Origin of the sequence: Alteromonas mediterranea DE, assembly GCF_000020585.3 — a bacterium.
Taxonomy (GTDB): Bacteria; Pseudomonadota; Gammaproteobacteria; order Enterobacterales; family Alteromonadaceae; genus Alteromonas; species Alteromonas mediterranea.
Genome location: NC_011138.3, coordinates 3339388 through 3359640, shown reverse-complemented (window position 1 = coordinate 3359640; position 20253 = coordinate 3339388). Strand labels below are relative to the sequence as shown.

Here is a 20253-nt window from a genome sequence, read left to right as displayed (position 1 = left end):
ACCATGTCAAAACCTGCTGAACGCAATTTGATTGTAGGACTAGATATCGGCACCAGCCAGGTAAAGGCTGTGGTGGGTGAATTACTAGAAGATGATCAAATCAGTATTGTTGGCGTGGGCACCCATGCATCGAAAGGGATGGATAAGGGCGGCGTTAACGATTTGAACTTGGTGGTTAAATCGGTACAGCGTGCGGTAAACGAGATGGAGTTAATGGCAGATTGCCGTGTGTCTTCAGTGTTCATGTCTATCTCGGGCCGCCATGTGAAATGCCAGAACGAAAATGGCATGGTACCGATTAACAACCAAGAAGTAACACAAGAAGACGTAGACAATGTTATTCATGCGGCGCGCAGCGTGCCTATTGCTGCTGAACGTCGTCTGCTTCATGTGCTACCTCAAGAGTTTACTATTGATGTGCAGGAAGGAATTAAAAACCCGATTGGCATGTCAGGAGTACGAATGGAAGCAGACGCTCACATTATTACCTGTGCCGATGATATGGCGAAAAACATGGTGAAATGTGTAGAGCGCTGTGAGCTGAACGCCGATCAGCTGATTTTCTCAGCGTTGGCGTCAAGCTATGCGGTATTAACTGACGACGAGCGTGAGCTAGGCGTTTGTGTAGTTGATATTGGCGGCGGTACTATGGATATGGTTATCTATACTGACGGCGCTATCAGACACACTGCAGTTATACCGGTTGCGGGTAATCAAATTACCAGCGACATCGCAAAAATATTTAGAACGCCTATCAGCAATGCAGAAGAAATTAAGGTTAATTATGCCTGTGCATTGAAAGATATGGTGAGTATGGAAGACAGTATTGAAGTACCTAGTGTGGGTGGACGCCCGGCTAGAGTAATGTCTCGTCATACGTTAGCTGAGGTAATTGAGCCTCGCTACCAAGAACTTTTTGAGCTGGTGCATGACGAAATTCGCGCCAGCGGTCTGGAAGAGCAAATCGCAGCAGGCCTTGTACTTACAGGCGGTACCGCTAAGATGGAAGGTGCTGTGGAATTTGCCGAAGAACTTTTCCAGATGCCCGTGCGCGTGGGCAAGCCCATTAACGTAAAAGGTTTATCTGAATACGTTGATGACGCAGNATTTGCGACAGTCGTAGGACTGCTGCAATATGGCAAAGTACAATCTGAGAATAAGAAGTCCAGTACGCAGAAGACCGGTGAAAGCTTGTTTCATCGAGTGCAAAGCTGGTTTAAAGGTGAATTTTAATTTTATTTTGGGGGCGCTATAGCTACGGCATTAAGGCTAGCAGGATGCAATTAGCCTAAGGGAATGACCTGGCGTAGTGTTTAAAAGACGTACAACCGGAGAGTAAGTATGTTCGAATTAATGGATAGTCACGGCGAAGAAGCCGTAATCAAAGTCATCGGTGTCGGTGGCGGCGGTGGTAATGCAGTTGAGCACATGGTGTCTCAAAGCATTGAAGGCGTAGAATTTATTGCAGTTAACACCGATGCGCAGGTGCTTCGTAGCTCAAGCGCAGACGTTACGCTTCAAATTGGTTCAAGCGTAACCAAAGGACTAGGTGCAGGTGCCGATCCGAACATTGGTCGCGAAGCCGCACAAGAAGACAGAGAAACCATCCGCCAGGCACTAGACGGCGCAGACATGGTTTTCATCACCGCCGGCATGGGTGGTGGTACAGGAACGGGTGCAGCGCCAGAAGTGGCAAAGATTGCCCGTGAAATGGGTATTCTTACGGTGGCGGTTGTTACTAAACCATTCCCGTTCGAAGGTAAAAAGCGTACCTCGTTTGCAGAGCAAGGCATTGTAGAGCTTGCTAACAACGTAGACTCGTTAATTACTATTCCTAACGAAAAGCTATTAAAAGTAATGGGTCCAGGCACGCCACTACTTCAAGCCTTTAGCGCGGCGAATGACGTGCTACGCGGTGCGGTTCAAGGTATTGCCGAGCTAATTACTCGCCCTGGTCTTATCAACGTTGACTTTGCAGACGTACGTACTGTTATGTCTGAAATGGGTAAAGCCATGATGGGTAGCGGCGCAGCGAGCGGCCCAGATCGTGCCGAAGAAGCAGCTGAGTCAGCAATTGCCAGCCCACTGCTTGAAGATATCGACCTGTCAGGCGCGCGCGGTATTCTTGTGAATATCACAGCCGGCCCAGATTTCGCTATCGATGAGTTTGAAACGGTAGGTAACGCCGTTAAAGCTTTCGCATCAGAAAACGCGACTGTGGTAGTAGGTACGGTTATCGATATGGAAATGACAGAAGAGCTTCGCGTTACCGTTGTTGCAACGGGTATTGGCGCAGAGCGCAAGCCTGACATTTCGCTAGTAAGCTCTGAAGGTTCTCGGCTAACGCAGCCTGCTAAAGAATACGGTAACACACAAACAAGTGAACCGCGTTCGGCTGTAGGCGGTACAGAAGGTAACCAGGCACTTAAAGCAGATGATAGTGCTCAGCCAGACAACGATTTGGAGTACTTGGATATTCCTGCGTTTCTGCGCAAGCAGGCAGACTAATTTAGCTGCCTGAAAACGAAGGGAATTATTTTACGTTTGTGTTGTCTCACCTTATAAGGTGTAAAAACACAACGTGAAGAATTCGCGTGAATAGGTTAAAAAAATACGTAATTTGACTGAGTGAAATCCGTCAGATCGGGTATTTTTTGACATGTGAGTAAGAACTCACTATAATTCGCGCCCGCTTTTTTAATAGGTAAAAGCTTAAGCAGATGATTAGACAACGTACAATCAAGCAATCGGTACAAGAGACCGGAATTGGGCTTCATAAAGGGGAAAAGGTCACAATGACTCTCCGACCTGCGCCAGCAAACACGGGTATCGTGTTTAGGCGTGTTGACCTTGAACCACATGTTGACATACCTTCGCGTGCGAACGCGGTAGGTAATACCATGCTGTGTACGTGTTTAAATAATGAAGACGGTGTAACTATCCAAACGGTAGAGCACTTAGCGTCTGCGTTAGCGGGTTTAGGTATCGACAATATTATTGTTGAAGTAGACAGTAACGAGCTGCCAATTATGGACGGAAGTGCTAGCCCGTTCGTATTTTTACTTCAATCTGCAGGTATTGAAGAGCTAAACGCGCCTAAGCAATTTATTCGTATTAAAAAGCCTGTTCGCGTAGAAGATGGCGACAAGTGGGCCGAATTGGTACCTTACGATGGCTTCCGCGTTGATTTCCAAATTGACTTCGACCACCCGGTGATCAGTCAAACTCGTCAACACATGGTCATGGACTTCGATTCATGTTCTTATGTGAACGAAGTAAGTCGCGCGCGTACCTTCGGTTTTATGAGCGATTTAGAGTATATGAATGCTAACAACCTAGCGTTAGGTGGTAGCATGGAAAACGCAGTGGCGCTAGACGAATTCCGCGTGCTTAACCCTGAAGGGTTGCGTTACGATGATGAATTCTTGAAGCACAAGATATTGGACGCCATTGGTGATTTATATCTTGGCGGACACAGCTTGATTGGTGAATTGCGTGCATATAAAACGGGCCACGGCCTGAATAACAAACTGCTTAATGCAGTGTTAGCGCAAAAAGAGTGCTGGGAGTTCGTGACTTACGACTCGCAGGAATCAGCACCAATACGTTATGCTCAACCCGTGTTAGCGTAAGATTTTTAAAAAGCCGCCTTACGGGCGGCTTTTTTTCGTATGGCAATTACTGAAATTAATGATACAGTAGCCGAATAATTAATATAAATTTCACCCATGTGTAAAAAGTGGCAAGGTAAGGCACTCGCCTTAACGTAAAGTCATAACACAGGCGTGAAACAGCAATAATCTCCGTGGTATGAAACTAACTATTACATTGGCTGGTAAAAATAAACGTTACAGACACAGCATTCGTGTCCGTACGCTTGTTAGTGCTACCGTGTTATCGTCAATTTTTATGTTAGTGTCGAGCCGTTCTACCGAATCGGTATCCGAAGATATTGCTCGTGTGCGTTTAGCCCAAACAGAAGTCAACGAACAACAAAAAGATGTTGAGGCGCTAAAGCAACAAACCTCCGTAAAGATAAAAGCCTTACTTTCTCACGTTGCTGAACTTTCAGCACAAGTTACATTGCTAGATGAGAAAGGTAAGCAAATAGCAACAGAATTAGGTATGTCAGCGGCTGACCTGGACGCTTTCGTGCCGGTATCGATACCGGATAACCTTCAAGAAGATCCCATCCTTAACGAAATAGCTAAACTAGAGCAATCTCTCGATTTGAAGTCTCAACAGTTATCTATGCTTGAAAGTTTGGTTAGGGGTCACCATATAAACGAACAGAGCCAATTATCTGGTCGTCCCATTGAGTCAGGATGGTTGTCTTCTTATTACGGTATGCGGGCCGACCCGTTTACCGGCAAATCAGCCATGCATAAGGGTTTAGACTTCGCCGGTAAAGCAGGGGAGAACGTAGTCGCCACAGCAGCAGGTATAGTGACCTGGGCAGGCGAACGCTACGGTTATGGCCAGCTAGTCGAAATTGATCACGGTGATGGTTTTGTTACCCGATATGGGCATAACGACTCCCTTACTGTTTCAATCGGTGATGTGGTCACTAAAGGTGAAGCTATCGCTAAAATGGGCAACACTGGGCGCTCAACCGGCGTGCATGTTCACTACGAAGTAATAAGAAACGGAAAACAAGTCGATCCTCTGCCTTTTGTCTATAAAAAGTAGATAGAGGCAGCAGCCAGGTAAATTCGCGTAGTAGGTGCGTTTTATTAATAAAGCACTAATGACGACGAAACATTTTTTTAGAACATCGCTAAACACCCCTTAATTAGGGCTGTGTTTTATAGGTTTAATTTAGCTGTGCACGTTGTGCGGCGCCTCGACAAGTAGTGGAATATAAAAGCTAATGTTTTCAAGCATCCTTCGAAAAGTATTCGGTAGTAGAAACGACCGACTATTAAAAAAATTACGCAAAAACGTAGATGCCATTAATGCACTGGAAGCAGAATTTGAAAAGCTTTCTGATGAGGCGCTAAAGGCAAAGACCGACGAATTTAAAGCCCGTATAGAAAAAGGCGAAGCGCTAGACAATATTCTTGTAGAAGCGTTCGCTACAGTGCGAGAAGCCAGTAAGCGTGTATACGGCATGCGTCATTTCGACGTGCAAATGCTTGGTGGTCAAGTTTTGCACGAAGGCAAAATCTCAGAAATGCGTACGGGTGAAGGTAAAACCCTTACCGCGACGTTACCTACGTATTTAAATGCATTGTCAGGCAAAGGTGTCCACGTTGTTACCGTGAACGACTACCTTGCCCGTCGTGACGCTGAGTGGAGTAATCAGTTATTTACCTTCCTTGGTATGCGTGTAGGCTGCAACATACCGGGTATGTCACCTGAGCAAAAGCGTGACGCTTACCAAGCTGATGTGACTTATGGAACCAACAACGAGTTTGGTTTTGATTACCTGCGTGACAACATGGCATTTAGCCCTCAAGACCGCGTACAGCGCCCCCTTAACTATGCAGTAGTGGATGAAGTTGACTCCATTCTTATTGACGAAGCCCGTACGCCGCTTATTATTTCAGGTCAGGCCGAGGATAGTTCAGAGCTTTATCGCCGCATCAACACCATTATTCCTAAGCTTGTTCAGCAAGAAAAAGAAGATGAAGAAGGCCAAGAAGGCGACGGTGATTACACTATCGACCTTAAAGCAAAACAAATTCATCTTACCGAGCGCGGTCAGTTACACGTTGAAGAGATACTTCACGAAGAAAGCTTATTGCCTGAAGGTGAGTCGCTGTTCGCTGCTGGTAATATTTCATTGCTTCACCATATCAATGCTGCACTTCGCGCGCACAAGTTGTTCTCGAAAGACGTAGATTACATCGTTAAAGAAGACCAAATCGTTATTGTTGACGAGCACACGGGTCGTACCATGGAAGGACGTCGTTGGTCTGAAGGTTTACACCAAGCGGTAGAGGCAAAAGAAGGCGTTCGTATTCAAAACGAAAACCAGACGCTAGCCTCTATTACTTTCCAGAACTACTTCCGCCTGTACAACAAACTTGCGGGTATGACAGGTACAGCTGATACCGAAGCGTTTGAATTCAACCATATTTACGGCCTAGAAACGGTAGTGATCCCAACTAACCGCCCTATGCAGCGTAAAGATATGCCAGATCTTATCTACCTAACGGCGGAAGAGAAGTACGAGGCTATTGTTGAAGATATTAAAGCGTGTGTTAAGCGCGGACAGCCAACCCTTGTGGGCACCGTGTCTATCGAAAACTCTGAGCTTATTTCTCGCATTCTTAAGAAATCGAAAATTCCTCATAAGGTACTAAACGCCAAGTTCCACGAACACGAAGCTGATATTGTTGCTCAAGCAGGTAAGCCTGGCGCTGTCACCATTGCAACTAACATGGCTGGCCGTGGTACGGATATCGTACTTGGTGGTAACTGGCAGGCCGAGCTTGAGAAAATCGAGAATCCGACCGAATCACAAATTGAAAAAGTAAAAGCGGCGTGGAAAGAAAGCCACGATGCGGTACTAGCGGCAGGCGGTCTTCATATAATTGGAACCGAGCGTCACGAGTCACGCCGTATTGATAACCAGCTACGTGGCCGTTCAGGCCGTCAGGGTGACCCTGGATCAAGCCGTTTCTACCTATCACTAGACGATGCCCTAATGCGCATCTTTGCCTCTGAGAAAATGGGCAACATGATGAAGCGTTTAGGTATGGAACGCGGTGAAGCGATTGAGCATCCGTGGGTGACCCGCGCTATTGAAAATGCCCAGCGCAAAGTAGAAGGTCGTAACTTCGATATTCGTAAGCAACTGCTTGAGTACGATGATGTGGCTAACGATCAGCGTAAGGTTATTTACGAGCAGCGCAACGAGTTGCTAGATGAAGGCGACATTAGTGAAACTATCGCTGTAATCCGCGAAGATGTTGTTTCAAGCGTCGTGGACGAATACATTCCGCCACAATCACTAGAAGAGATGTGGGACGTAAGCGGCTTAGAAGAGCGTATGCGCGCCGACTTCGCGGTAGACCTGCCTATTAAGACATGGCTTGAAAATGACGACAAGCTGTATGAAGAGAAGCTTCGCGAGCGCATTTTAAATGAAGTCGTCGATGCGTATAAACAGAAAGAAGCGGTTGTGGGCGAGCAGGTGCTACGCCAGTTTGAAAAAGCAGTAATGCTACAAAACCTAGACAGCCACTGGAAAGAGCATTTAGCGGCTATGGATCACCTTCGTCAAGGTATTCACTTACGTGGCTACGCGCAGAAAAACCCTAAGCAAGAATACAAGCGTGAGTCGTTTGCGCTGTTCTCTGAAATGCTAGAAGCGCTTAAGGTCGAGGTTATTACTATCCTTGCCCGCGTAAAAGTGCAAGCAGAAGAAGACGTGCAAAAAGTAGAAGAACAACGTCGCCAAGCTGACGATGTACCAAAGAACTTTGAGCATGAAGACGCCACCGCAGCGCCAGAGGAAGCGAGCGATCAGGTGCGTACACAGGTTCGCGAGGGAGCCAAAGTAGGCCGTAACGACCCATGCCCTTGTGGTTCAGGCAAAAAGTACAAGCAGTGCCACGGTAAGCTTAAGTAATGAAAGTAGTACACGTTGCTGTGGGCGTTATTGCCCGCGGCGATGAAATCTTCATTACCCTTCGCCCAGACAATGTCCATCAGGGCGGGAAATGGGAGTTTCCCGGCGGTAAAGTGGAAGCAAGCGAAACCGTGCTTCAGGCATTAAAGCGAGAACTTGCTGAAGAAGTGGGTATTAGCGTGAACCACAGCGAGCCTGTGATTGTGATAACTCATGATTACGGCGACAAGCAAGTTAAGCTAGACGTTCATCGCGTTTATGACTTTACCGGTGAGCCCCATGGCAAAGAAGGCCAAAAGTCGCGGTGGGTCAATGTGCAGGCGCTTAACGCAGCAGACTTCCCAGAAGCGAACGTTCCTATAATCAACGCATTGCAAAGCTGATACCTGGTCCACTTATACAGTGATACAGCTAACATAATTTGTATCAGCTCACAGCAGAAGCGAAGCATCGTTATAATATCAAAGCGGCTAATAGCCGCTTTTTTCCTATACTTAGGTATAAGTTAATCATTTCTAAGTAGTTTATCTCCAAAAAACTTCACCCTAAAGTTAACCCTATTAGACTTTTGTACTTTGACAAAATCGGTCTTGTCGTCTTCAGCTTCACTACATATATAAGCTTTTGTTTTTATATAAATATACGAGATTGTGTCTTTTGTGACATTTGCGTCATATTGTTTTGAAGAGCACGGAAAAGGGACTTATCGTAATAATAATCATACAAAGGTATTTGGTTTTATACTCAAATGGCGCTTTTTTTTAACGATACTTAACGCAGTCAATTAATGGCCATTTAAATATCGAGGTTAATTATGGCGCTCAAAAAGTCCACTGAACAAGCTGTAACCCCTACCGTCCGCGTAGACGCTAAAATGAGAAAGGAAGCGGAAGAGGAGCGCCGCAAAGCAAGAACCCTAGCAAGGCAGCAACAAGCTGCAGAGCGCGTAGCATCAGCAACAGCCGAGCTCGCTAGCGGTATTAATCAGGCCTCAAGCGCTACAGATCAACTGTCCACTGCTGTTAACGAAATTGCCGCAGGAGCGGAAGAGTCTAGCAGTGCGAGCCAAGAAAGCTTGGCGGCAGTGACGCAGATTTCCGGTGGTTTAGTAGCACAGCTTGAACTAGCTGGCGCTACAATGGGTAAAACCAACGAGCTTCAAACCTACCTTGAACGGGTAGTTGGTGATTTAAGCGCCATGATGTCCAGCGTTAAAACTGCGTCTGAGCACCAGTCGCGTTCGGTCATAATGATGGGGAAACTTGAGCAGCAAGCCTCAAACATCGGTGAAGCTGTTAAGCAAGTTACCCGAATTGCAGATCAAACCAACTTGCTAGCCCTCAATGCCGCAATAGAGGCAGGCCGCGCAGGTAAACACGGAAAAGGATTTGCGGTGGTCGCTGATACTGTCCGTGCACTTGCCGAAGTGTCAGATAAAAGTGCGGCGGATATTGCAAAGCAGATAGAACAAATTCAAGAGCAGTCAAATCGCGTTTCAGATGCTGTTAAATCTTCTTCGGAAGCAGCGCTTGAAGAAGTGAATAAAGGGGAAGCCGTTACCGAACAGCTCACCACTATCAAAGCGGATATGCAAAGCATTGCTGACGGCGCAGAAGAATTGCAGGCACAGGTGAAGTCAATGGACGCTGCGGCTCGCGAAATTCAAGCTGGTTCAGAAACTATCTCTTGTGCTGCCGATGAACAATCCACTGCGGCACAAGAAGTATCGTCAAATGTTTCTGAGCAGAGTGTCGCTTTGTCACAGGCTGAGCAGGCATCTCAGTCGCTAGAAATCATTACTGAAGAGCTTAAAAACAGTACCGACATAAATAAGAGCGCAGAAGAGGTGGCATCTTCTGCAGAGGAGCTGTCGGCGAGTTTAGAAGAAATTAATCGCTCATCAAGTGAAATAATGACAGCACTTACCCAGGTTAATAACGGTGCCCAACAGGCGGCGAGCTCTGTCGATCAGGCTGTAGGTAATATTGATCTGCTAAGAGATGGCGTTGAAAGAGCATCAACGCAAAGTGACTCAGCACTCGAAAAAGGTGGAGCAATTACCAAGTTACTTCAAGAGAACCGTTCACTGATTGAAGAAATGGTTAGCGGTATAAATTTGGCCTTGGAAACCAGTAAAGAAAACGTCAGCGCCATCAGTGAGATGGAAGTTATGACACGCCAAATAGATAAAGTGATAGATACGATCACAACGGTTTCGGTTAAAACCAGCATGCTGGCCGTTAATGGTGCGGTAGAGGCTGCACGCGCAGGTGAGTACGGTAAAGGTTTTGCGGTGGTGTCCGCGGATATACAAAGCCTAGCTGATGAAGCAGCAGAAAATGTAGAGCAAATAAAAGACCTAATCAAAGCGATTCAAGATCAGACAGTAAGTGTAAAGACCGACCTAACTAATGTTGCTGAAAGCGCTTCGAGAGAGGTAATGAAAGCCAAACAGACTACAAGAGATGTTGAACAAATCTCAACAGACATAGGCGAAGTGGTGGATTACAACAAGGCAATGAAAGAGCGTGGTGAAGAAATTGCTGCAGGAGTGACTCAGGCCCAGCGCGGTTTAGAACAAATTGCAACGGCCAACGAACAAGCGAGCAGCAATTGTCAGCAAGCGCTTAGCGCAGCTGAGCAGCAAAGTAAAGGTATGGAAATGTTAGCCAAGTCTATTGAAGAAATTGCTTCGGTAGCTGACGAAATGCAAAACGGCTAGTTCATCGCAAAAGACTTTACAGGGGGAGCTTGCCTCATGAGTAACGACACTACATTCAATGAAACTGACGCTAACCTGGAGCAGGTTTCAGATGGTGAGCAACAGTTCGTATCTTTCTTAGTCGAACAAGAACGCTTTACCTTTCCCATGTTATCGGTGGGTGAAATTATTCGTGTACCGACTATGGTTTCAGTGCCTCTCGGCCCACCGCAAATGATGGGGTTAGCAAACCTACGGGGAAATGTGCTTCCAGTTTATGACTTAAGCGCTATTTTGCTTGGTCGCCATGCAGAAGTTAGTGATGCTACTCGTGTTGTTGTGGTGGAAACTGACCTTGGAAGTATAGGCTTTTTAGTTGACCGAGTGCTTCGCGTTTACAGTGTGGCTGAAGGCGCTGTTATCGATAAAGCATCAATGACCGATTCTATCGCTTATGACTATATGCTTGGCATTATTAAACAAAGCGAAGAGCCGGTAGAGCAAATTTTAGATGTATTAGCATTGGCAAAAGCGCAAGCGGTGACCAAGCAAGGCGGAAGCGCAATGCAATTATCCGGTATGCAGCGCATAGATACCGATGAAAGTGAGTGTATAGACGCTGATGACAGCTTACAGCAGCTAGTCTGTTTTTCGCTAGAAGACCAAGAATTTGCTTTCCATCTTCAAGATGTGCAAGAGATTGTGAGAGTTCCCGCAGAGATATCACAACTACCAGAAAGTGCCCCGGCTGTCCTCGGTTTGGTTAATCTGCGCGGCCGCATTATTCCTATAGTCGACTTATCAAATGCCATTGGCATGATGCCCACACAAATTAATGAAACATCTCGCATTGTGGTCACCCAAAACACTGAGTTTGGCAGTGTGGGCTTTATTGTTGCTAAGGTCAGTAACGTCGTATCCATTTCCGAAACTGAGCTAGAAAGCGTGCCATCAGTCTGTAACGACGGTGCGGAATCTGGACTTCTAGAAGCTGTGTACCGCAGCGATGGTGGAAAGCGTCTGGTCTCCATTATTAACCTTCCTAATATCTATGGGCGCGCGCTCATGAGTGCGCTTACGAGTATCGATGATGATATTAAGCAGGAGTCGCAAATGAGCGAAAGTAACGAAGTTGCGTTTGATGAAGATGATTGCGAGCAATACGTGATTTTCTGGATTAATGGTCAGGAATTTGGCGTAAGTATTGACGATACACAAGAGATTACGAGGGTGCCCGAAAAGCTAGAAAGCGTGCCGAGCACGCCAGATTATCTCAAAGGCATCGTCAATCTTCGCGGAACGGTACTGCCTGTTATTGATCTGCGCAGCCGTTTGGGGATGCCGTGTAGTGAGACTTCAGAGCGTCAACGAATCGTTGTCCTCACAAAAGATAAACAGCGCACAGGTTTTATCGTGGACGGTGTAGCGGAGGTAAAAACGGTGGTCAGGCAAACTATCGAAGAGGCCCCATCGCTATCAGAGATGCAGTCTGAATTTTTAAACCGTTTGATAAAGCTGAACGACGAAAAGCGCATCATCCAAATCATCGAACCCAATGTGTTGCTCAACGACAATGCCGTAGCAGCGGCCCAAGAGCAATGTTAGCTAACGTTTGAGGCTATCTATGTCAGTTAAAGTGCTTATTGTTGATGATTCAGCGTTAATGCGAAAGTTATTTACGGAGCTCTTCGAGAAAGAGGGCTTTATCGTTCGGGTAGCGCGCAATGGTGAAGAAGCCTTAACCAAAGCCGTAGAGTTCGAACCAGACTGCATAACATTAGATATTAACATGCCGGTAATGGACGGTATGACATGCTTAGCTATGCTGAAAAAGCTTTATACCTGCCCCATCATTATGGTGTCTTCATTAACACAAAAAGGCGCGACTATTACGTTAGAGGCACTGGCGCTCGGTGCTAGTGACTTTGTTCTAAAAACTGGCGGCACTGTTTCAAGGGACATTTCAGATTTAGAAATCCCACTTATCAACAAAATTCACGCACTCACGAAAACAGGTAAGCCCCAACGTCCCACCACCAAAACACCGCCTGTCGTTAAACAAAAAGTGGTTCGGAGTAACAAAAATGTACCCTTTGAAGTGGTGTTAGTCGGGGTTTCAACCGGTGGGCCTAAGAAGCTAGAGCATCTGGTGGCAAACCTAAGCTCTTCTTTTCCTGCTCCCGTTGTTATTTCTCAGCATATGCCGGCATCTTTCACTAATGCATTGGCAAAGCGGTTGGATGGATTAAGCCCACTGAGTGTCGTTGAAGTCGACAGCAAGATGCCAATGAAACCAGGCACGGTTTATTTAGCGAAAGGTGATGCGGACCTTGCTTTTTCGAAAGTAGGAAAGGACGTTTTTGCACGGCCCGTGCCGTCGAGCCCAAGTTTTTTATGGCACCCCAGCATAGATCGTATGGTTGATAGTGCGCTCACCTGTTACAAGCCGCTGTCCATGTTATGCGTTCAGCTGACGGGAATGGGATGCGACGGTGTTGCCGCCATGAGTAAAGCTTTTAAAGAGGGAGCAACAACTATCGCAGAGAGCGAAGCCACCTCGGTGGTGTTTGGTATGCCTAAAGAGCTTATTGAAGCTGGTTGTGCCAGTTTCGTCCTAGACAGTCCCAAGGTAGCATCGAAACTGAATGCGCTTTGCCGTTAACAGGAGAAGTCATAATGGGGTTAAAAAAGAAAGCGGATCCTATTGCAAGCAGCTGCGATGAGTTTGAAGAAAAACGCCAATATCCGCGAACCACTCAGCAACTTGTTAGCGACCTTGACTCAACTGACCGTGACGTTCGTCGATGGGCGGTTAGGGATTTGAGTGGTCAAAAAGGAGCTCACGACGCGTTTCTTAAACGGTTACCTTTTGAAGAAGACCCCACGGTTATTGAAGCGCTATTCAGTGCACTCGAGCACGATATGTCAGAGAGTCACGCGTCACAAGTACTCACTATGCTTAAAAGCGAACATGTGCAGCTTCGAAACGGTGCCATAGAGTTAATGCAACAAAACCCAGGTGTCTTTGCGGCGAATGTTAACCTTCTAATGCAGGATAAAGATCCAGATACACGTATTTTTTGTGTAGATATCATTGGCGCCGTAGCGCACATTGAAGCGGTAAATTGGCTGCACCAGTTTGCTCTAAACGATGACAATGAAAATGTTGTGGGTACAGCGCTGGATAAACTTGCTGAGATTGCCGATGCATCAACCCTCGACATTTTGCAGACCGTAGAAAGTCGCTTTCCGAATCATAGCTACATTCAATTTGTCATTTCTTTGATAAGAAGTCAGGTAAGGGGCGTCGATGAGTAATGCAGCATTAGAAAAAATAGATGCTGCCGATTTCGAACGGTTTCGCTCTATGTTTTATCGCAAAACCGGGATCCACTTCGAAGATTCGAAGCGCTATTTTGTGGATAAACGTCTCCACGAACGCATGAAAGCCACGGGGCATCCGAATTTTAAAAGCTACTTCACATACATGAGGTTCCAGGCATCCGGCGAAGAGTTTCAAAATCTCGTAAATTCGATGACGGTAAATGAAACCTACTTCTTCCGAGAGGAATATCAGTTCGAAGCCATGACAAGAGAAATTATGGATGAGCTAGACAGCTATCGACCGCCTGGAGAAGATTTAAGAATTTGGTCAGTACCGTCAAGCACGGGTGAAGAGCCGTATTCAATAGCGATCTATCTTATTGAGTACTGGAAAGGTTTAGCTCACAGAGATGTGGAACTGATTTCTTCCGATATCGACAGTAACGTTTTGGCATCAGCGAAAAAAGGGCTGTATTCGAAGCGCTCCGTGCAAAACATTCCGCTTCCGCTGGTAAAAAAATACTTCAAAGAAACAAACGGGCAATATCAGCTAAGCGAAGATATTCGGGAATCAGTGTCATTTACTCTCGCCAATATATTGTCTGGTAGCAATATGAAACAGTTCCGTCACTTTGACCTTATTTTTTGTCGCAACCTGCTTATTTATTTCGACGACGAATCTCGCAAAAAGGCGGCGCATGTACTTTATGACGCGATGAAGCCTGGTGGTTATATCTTTTTAGGTCACAGTGAGTCGATGAGTCGCATTTCATCCATGTTTAAAGTACGCAAGTTTGGCGATGTAATTGCCTATCAAAAGCCGCTTGCAGGAGGGGCATAACATGAAAACAGTAATGATTGTTGATGATGCCTCTACAGTGAGGATGTTTCATAAAATGCTGGTGTCTTCCCGCGACCGAATAATCGAAGAAGCTGAAAACGGTGTAGAAGCACTTGAAAAAGCCATTGGAACACAAGTCGATTTGTTTTTGGTTGACGTGAATATGCCCAAAATGGACGGATATCGACTGTGCAAAGAAATCCGCCGTAACGAGGCGCTTCGCGCGGTACCCATTATTATGATCAGCACTGAATCAGCAAATCAAGATGCCGAGCGCGCTTACCAATGCGGCGCAAATTACTATATGACCAAGCCTGTTGAGGCAGACATGCTGAAGTCGGTGGTAAGTGCAGTGATTGGAGAGAGCGCCAATGAGTGAGTTACTTGATGTATTCATCGGAGAGTCGCGAGAAAACCTAGAGTCGGCGAGCCAAGAATTACTAGAAATTCAATCTTCGGGGCCTGCGTCAGAACGCGTAGATAAAATCTTCCGGGACTTACACACCATCAAAGGGTCGTCCGATTTATTTGATATTAAACCCTTAACTCGGTTAGCCCATGCGGCAGAGGACTTGCTCGATAGTATAAGAGCGAACGAGGTGGCTTTTAGTGAGGGTATTGGCGATTTATTGCTTGAGGCTTTAGATCAAATTTCCATATGGTTCGACGAACTAGAGGTGGGTTCCCAAGACCTTGAGCAATGGCAACCTATATCGGTTAGCCTAGGTGCACAGCTAAGGCATTTTATCGATCCCGATGCATCAGAAAGCACTAGTTACGAACATAAAGCGGTATTAAGTAACGAATCGTCATCAGTTAATCAAAGTCTCACTGACACTCAAAGAGAGCTTTTGGCTGACTTTAGCGAAAACGCAGACCTTAAGCTGTTGTGTCAGACTGACGGGCCGCATTGCTATCTTATTCAATACACACCTGATGAAGGCTGTTTCTTTCGCGGCGAAGACCCTATTAATGTTGCGCTAGCTTTACCTGGCCTTAAGGCTTTCAATATTGCCATGCCTGAACTAGACCATGACGCAGACATTTATAACTGCGCGACCAGTATTAACGCGCTAGGTTGTGCAGAAGAAAATGCGATTAAACAGCACATGGCCTACTACGAAGGGCAATATAAGGCTACTTTTTTCTCAACTCAGGCGTTGTGCGCCAGTTGCGCTAGCAAAATCGCAGAAAATATTGCCAAAATCCCTGATGAAACATTAACCGGTGCGTTAGCAGATAATAATCTTGAACAAATTAATGCAAGTGCAGGGCTGTTGCTTGCCTCTCAGGATTTTAGTGACGCTGACTGTGATGATGCCAAGCGCGCGACATTGCAATTTTTATCAACCGCAAGTGAGCTGGATTTTCTTCGTGAGGCAGAGTCAGGCAGTAACGCGGAAACAGCAGAAAGCGCCAACGAAAGCATAAGCCAAAGCCAGAGCAATGACGCGGTTGCCAGTACAGCAGATACGTCAAGTGCCAGCATCTTGGGCAACGCAGATGAAGACGCTCCTTTTGAATTTAACGCCAAGCCATCAGATATTTCAGCACGCACCGAAAAAATTCTAGCTCTCCATGAAAAGGCAATTCTTACTCAGCAACTTACTCTTTTGAATTCAGACAACTATAAGTCAGAGTTTATGTTCCCCTCTATCGCAGGGCTGGTAGGAAATATCTTAGGCGAAACCTTTAGTGACGAAGACGCCGTGGCGGTTGCCATTTGTAATGCGCTAGATGACGAAACAATCAATGAGCAAGCTGAAGAAACACAGAAGCAACAAAGTACAGAAGCAGCGTCAGCAGAGGCTACGCAGGCGGCAAATACATCAGAAAGCAAAGCTGATCCCTCAGAAAGCACAGTTGATTCCCCAGAAAGTAACGCAGTAAACAGTCAAGGTGACAGCCCGCAACCGGCTAAAGCCGAGCGTCAAGCGGTTAAGATGCTAAAAGTCGACCAAGCTAAAATTGACTACTTAATGGATATTGTTGGCGAACTCACGGTGGCGAAAAACTCATTGCCTTATCTGGCCAAACAAGCCGAGGAGGAAGGAGGAAGCAGAAAGCTCAGTAAGCAGATTAAAGCGCATTTTTCTATTGTTAATCGCTTAACTGAGTCGCTGCAAAGCGCGGTATTGCAGATACGCATGGTACCTGTTTCTCATGTTTTCCAACGCTATCCTCGCTTAGTGAGGGACTTAGCGAGGAAGCTCGATAAAAAAATTGAGCTTTGTATGCAGGGTGAAGACACAGAGTTCGATAAAAACTTAATCGAATCCCTGTCAGAGCCGCTCATCCATTTGTTGAGAAACAGCATCGATCACGGTATTGAGTCACCTTCGGAGCGGATTGAAGCGGGCAAATCAGAAATGGGGCGTATTGACCTTATTGCTACGCCCCTTGATGACAGCGTAATTATTGAAATTCGCGATGATGGTAAAGGGATAGACCCGCATAAAATTAAACTACTCGCCTTTCAAAAAGGGGTCATTAGCGAAGCCCAACTAGAGAGCCTAGACGATAATGAAGCCTTGCAGCTCATATTCGCTGCCGGTTTTTCTACCTCAGAACAAGTCTCAGATTTATCTGGACGCGGTGTCGGCATGGATGCGGTAAAAACCATGGTAAGCCAAGCAGGCGGGACTATCGAAATGCACAGCGAAGTAGGTGTGGGTACGACCTTTAAGTTGTTATTACCTCAAACTATGTCGGTTAATCGCGTAATGATGTTTGAAGTAAACGACCAAATGTTTGGTGTAGGAATGGATGCGGTGGTTGAAACTGTGAAAGTGCCTACCTCTGACATTCAGCGCATTCGCAACGAACATGTTTTGGTGATTCGAGAGAAGCTTATTCCGGTGTGTAATTTGCGTGAGGCGCTGGGTTTTGATGAGGCCCAAGATAAAGAGGAGCAGTCAATCCTTGTGGTTTCTACACCCCAAGGAGAGTTTGGACTCGTCATTGACAAATTTCATGAAGGTATCGATGTCATTCAAAAGCCACTCGAAGGTGTTCTTGCAGGGTATGCACACTTTTCAGGAACCGCATTGCTTGGCGATGGGCGAGTGTTATTAATCATCAATGTACAAGAGGTGTTAGCCAAATGCCTATAGCGTTTAAGAAGAAAGTGGCGGTGATGACCGGACACTGCGAAATTGAAGAAGCGGAAAGCCTGTTTACTTGGTTAAACGAAGAAAACTCTCGGCAAGTTAACCTGAAGGCTTTGGCGAGCGCACATACTGCCGTGTTTCAAGTGCTACTTGGGAAAAAACCGAAGGTAAGTGTATGGCCTGAGTCCGAGAAGCTATTTTGGTTAACTCAAATGATGAACAACAAGAGCAACGTGTGGTGCGAATGAAAGTGATCACGGTAGCTAATCGCAAGGGCGGTACTGCAAAAACGACGACGGTCGTAAATCTTGCCTATGGGTTTGCACAGGCGGGCAAGCGAGTAATGGTGATAGATCTCGATAATCAAGGTCACGTAATGCACGGTTTAAAAGCGCTAGGGTGCGCGCCTCAAAACGAGGTGACTGAGTTACCGATTAGCCATTTCTTTACGTCAATTTTGAAATGTTCAGAAAACATATACGCTACGGATGTGGATACGAACAAGGCTAATACCAACGATAACGTTACGCTAGATACCCTACGAAACTGGTGTGATTCAGATTGCGTTACAAGGCATTTTGACGTTGTACTTATCGATACACCGCCAACATTAAGTCCGCAATTGATGGCCGCGCTATCAGCCGCGACTGATATTGTGATCCCAGCTACACCTTTGCCACTTGCCACTGATGGCGTACAAAAACTATTAACAGCCTGCAGAAACGCCATGGCGCAACAAAAATTTAGAGCCACTACGCTGACTATATTGCCCGTTATGGTTGAGCAAAACCTAAAGCTTCATCGCCAGCAACTGAGTGAATGGTACGAGCGCTACGGGCGCAGCAAAGTGCTAGTACCTATAAGAAAGAGCATCAAATTAGCCGAGGCATTTGCACAAAACAAACCGGTTTTTGCTTATGCGCCTAACAGTCGTGGCGCGCACGACTATACTGAATTATGTAAACAACTAATCGGCTAAAAAACAGAGGTAATGCAATGAGCGCAATACACTTAGTAGATGATTCAGCAACAATGCTAATGAGTATGGAAATGCTGCTTAAACGGGCAGGGTATACAGTGACAAAATCAGAAAGTGCGGAGGCAGCGATGGCGGCACTTGAGTCCATATCCCCCAAATTGATAATAACAGATCTAAACATGCCGGGTATGAACGGTATAGAGCTAATAAAAACACTAAAGCAGCAATCTAAATTTAGATTTACCCCCATGTTGATGTTAACCACGGAGTCGCAGCAAAGTCGTCGAGAAGAAGCGAAAGCTGCTGGTGCTACAGGCTGGCTTGTCAAACCCGTCGAGCCAGAGCAATTGTTAGGTGTAGTAAAGCAGTTGGTACCAGCTGCATAAGGTAGAGACATGAAAGTACTTGAAAAAGCAAAGCAGTATTACGAAACAGTGCTCGCTGAGAAAATAAAAGTGCTTAAGGAAAAGACAGGTAGCATGCAGGATTCGCTTTTACTTTGGGGCGGGCTATTGAGCGTGGCATTAGTTGGAATTGTTGGGTCTTTGAACATTCCTCTTGAGTTAATGGGCGTTCAAGCTGGTGTCTTAATGACTATCTTAGGAATGGCCAGTTTTATGCCATGGTATGTACGCAGACAAAACCAAGTGTTTACGAATAAGCTAAAAAGCCAAGAGAGTTATCTGCAGGAAACCTCCTCACAATTAAGCGAAACCCATACTCAGGTTAATGATTACGTGGCCATATTGAAAGGCCAGATGGACGGCATAAGTGCAATAACTGAAGACGCTTCAATGGAGCTAATGAAAGCGCTGTATGAAATTGAAAGCAGTATTCAAGATAGTATAGACAACGTTGAACTAGGCCAGAAAGATGCCCTTAGCTGTAAAGAGAAAAGCGCCGATGAGTTTGAGTTGGCCGCACAGCGCTTGTCTAACATTAAAGAAATGATACGCACGCAACGGGAACAGCAAATTGCCGATACCGAGGCAATTCAAGGCGTTATGCGCGAGGTAGAGAACCTTAAAGAACTAACAGAGCTGGTAAAAAATATTGCTTCGCAAACCAATTTATTAGCCCTTAATGCTGCAATTGAAGCGGCGCGTGCTGGCGAATATGGGCGCGGGTTTGCCGTGGTAGCTGAACAAGTGCGCATTCTATCGTCTCAGTCCTCAGATGCAGCAGAAAAAATTGAAACGGGTATTAAATCTGCCCTCGATGCAGCGCATATGCAGGGCGAAAAAATGCTGAACTCAACACGAGCAAATGACACGTGCGAATTACTAACAGGGTTTTCTGAGTCGCTGGAAAATATAACTGCACACTATCGTGCACTAGAAGATCTTAACCCCAAGATGCTGGCGTGCTTCTCACAAAGTGCAACAGAGGTTGCATTTAAAGTAAGTGGGGCAATCGCAAAAATTCAATTCCAAGATATTATTCGCCAGCGTACCGAACATGTGAAGCTAGAGCAAGATGCCATTGTTAGTCTGTTTGGACAGTTTTCTTCTTACATTAACAACCGCGAGCATTTTGATGAGTCGTTTAATTTAAGCACCAAAGAAATGTTTGAAAAATATGTGATGGAAGACCAGCGTAAAATCCACTTTGATATTAATGAATCTTCGCCAGAAGAAAAGAATGAGTTTGAAGAGGCAAGAGAGCCTAAGATAGAACTGTTTTAATAAGAGTTCTAAAAAATAGCTCGGGGCTGACAGT

Annotated in this window: 17 protein-coding genes; all 17 read left to right on the top strand. The window is 45.8% G+C overall.

The genetic code is table 11. From position 1 onward, the window contains the following. The first annotated feature begins 3 nt into the window (after positions 1-3). The 17 genes from ftsA (at position 4) to MADE_RS14810 (ending at position 20219) form a co-directional block, all read left to right on the top strand. Positions 4-1233 (top strand): cell division protein FtsA, encoded by a 1230-nt coding sequence (gene ftsA, locus MADE_RS14890; protein WP_023559863.1) that lies wholly within the window; start codon positions 4-6, stop codon positions 1231-1233. 108 nt (positions 1234-1341) lie between these two features. Beyond that, positions 1342-2508: a cell division protein FtsZ gene (ftsZ, locus tag MADE_RS14885; RefSeq protein WP_015067821.1), complete on the top strand. Its 1167-nt coding sequence runs from the start codon at positions 1342-1344 to the stop codon at positions 2506-2508. 212 nt (positions 2509-2720) lie between these two features. Then, positions 2721-3632: a UDP-3-O-acyl-N-acetylglucosamine deacetylase gene (gene lpxC / locus MADE_RS14880; protein WP_015067820.1), complete on the top strand. Its 912-nt coding sequence runs from the start codon at positions 2721-2723 to the stop codon at positions 3630-3632. A 178-nt stretch (positions 3633-3810) separates the two neighbouring features. After that, positions 3811-4689, top strand: a complete 879-nt coding sequence (locus MADE_RS14875) for a M23 family metallopeptidase (protein ID WP_012519449.1) — start codon at positions 3811-3813, stop codon at positions 4687-4689. Positions 4690-4870: 181 nt separating this feature from the next. Beyond that, positions 4871-7579 (top strand): preprotein translocase subunit SecA, encoded by a 2709-nt coding sequence (secA, locus tag MADE_RS14870; protein WP_012519448.1) that lies wholly within the window; start codon positions 4871-4873, stop codon positions 7577-7579. Beyond that, positions 7579-7962 carry an 8-oxo-dGTP diphosphatase MutT gene (gene mutT / locus MADE_RS14865; RefSeq protein WP_012519447.1) on the top strand — a complete coding sequence of 128 codons (384 nt, stop codon included), beginning with the start codon at positions 7579-7581 and terminating at the stop codon, positions 7960-7962. Before secA ends, mutT begins: the two co-directional genes overlap by 1 nt. Positions 7963-8393: 431 nt before the next feature. After that, positions 8394-10301, top strand: a complete 1908-nt coding sequence (locus MADE_RS14860) for a methyl-accepting chemotaxis protein (RefSeq protein WP_012519446.1) — start codon at positions 8394-8396, stop codon at positions 10299-10301. A 36-nt stretch (positions 10302-10337) separates the two neighbouring features. Next, positions 10338-11885, top strand: a complete 1548-nt coding sequence (locus tag MADE_RS14855) for a chemotaxis protein CheW (RefSeq protein WP_012519445.1) — start codon at positions 10338-10340, stop codon at positions 11883-11885. A gap of 19 nt (positions 11886-11904) precedes the next feature. Beyond that, positions 11905-12942 (top strand): chemotaxis-specific protein-glutamate methyltransferase CheB, encoded by a 1038-nt coding sequence (cheB, locus tag MADE_RS14850; RefSeq protein WP_012519444.1) that lies wholly within the window; start codon positions 11905-11907, stop codon positions 12940-12942. A gap of 14 nt (positions 12943-12956) precedes the next feature. Beyond that, positions 12957-13598, top strand: coding sequence for a HEAT repeat domain-containing protein (locus MADE_RS14845; RefSeq protein WP_012519443.1), 642 nt, complete (start codon positions 12957-12959; stop codon positions 13596-13598). Continuing rightward, positions 13591-14445, top strand: coding sequence for a CheR family methyltransferase (locus MADE_RS14840; RefSeq protein WP_012519442.1), 855 nt, complete (start codon positions 13591-13593; stop codon positions 14443-14445). Before MADE_RS14845 ends, MADE_RS14840 begins: the two co-directional genes overlap by 8 nt. 1 nt (position 14446) lies before the next feature. Then, positions 14447-14824: a response regulator gene (locus tag MADE_RS14835; RefSeq protein ID WP_012519441.1), complete on the top strand. Its 378-nt coding sequence runs from the start codon at positions 14447-14449 to the stop codon at positions 14822-14824. Next, entirely contained in the window at positions 14817-17558 is a 2742-nt protein-coding gene (locus MADE_RS14830) for a chemotaxis protein CheA (RefSeq protein ID WP_012519440.1), read from the top strand. Before MADE_RS14835 ends, MADE_RS14830 begins: the two co-directional genes overlap by 8 nt. After that, entirely contained in the window at positions 17549-17803 is a 255-nt protein-coding gene (locus MADE_RS14825) for a hypothetical protein (protein ID WP_012519439.1), read from the top strand. Before MADE_RS14830 ends, MADE_RS14825 begins: the two co-directional genes overlap by 10 nt. Further along, complete coding sequence (locus tag MADE_RS14820; protein ID WP_232363064.1) at positions 17755-18534, top strand: ParA family protein; 780 nt, start codon at positions 17755-17757, stop codon at positions 18532-18534. The genes MADE_RS14825 and MADE_RS14820 overlap by 49 nt, the downstream gene beginning before the upstream one ends. A gap of 17 nt (positions 18535-18551) precedes the next feature. Further along, on the top strand, positions 18552-18920 hold the full coding sequence (locus MADE_RS14815; protein ID WP_012519437.1) for a response regulator: 369 nt from the start codon (positions 18552-18554) through the stop codon (positions 18918-18920). A gap of 9 nt (positions 18921-18929) precedes the next feature. Next, a complete protein-coding gene (locus MADE_RS14810; RefSeq protein WP_012519436.1) occupies positions 18930-20219 on the top strand; it encodes a methyl-accepting chemotaxis protein in 1290 nt (429 codons plus the stop codon). The last annotated feature ends 34 nt before the right edge of the window (positions 20220-20253 follow it).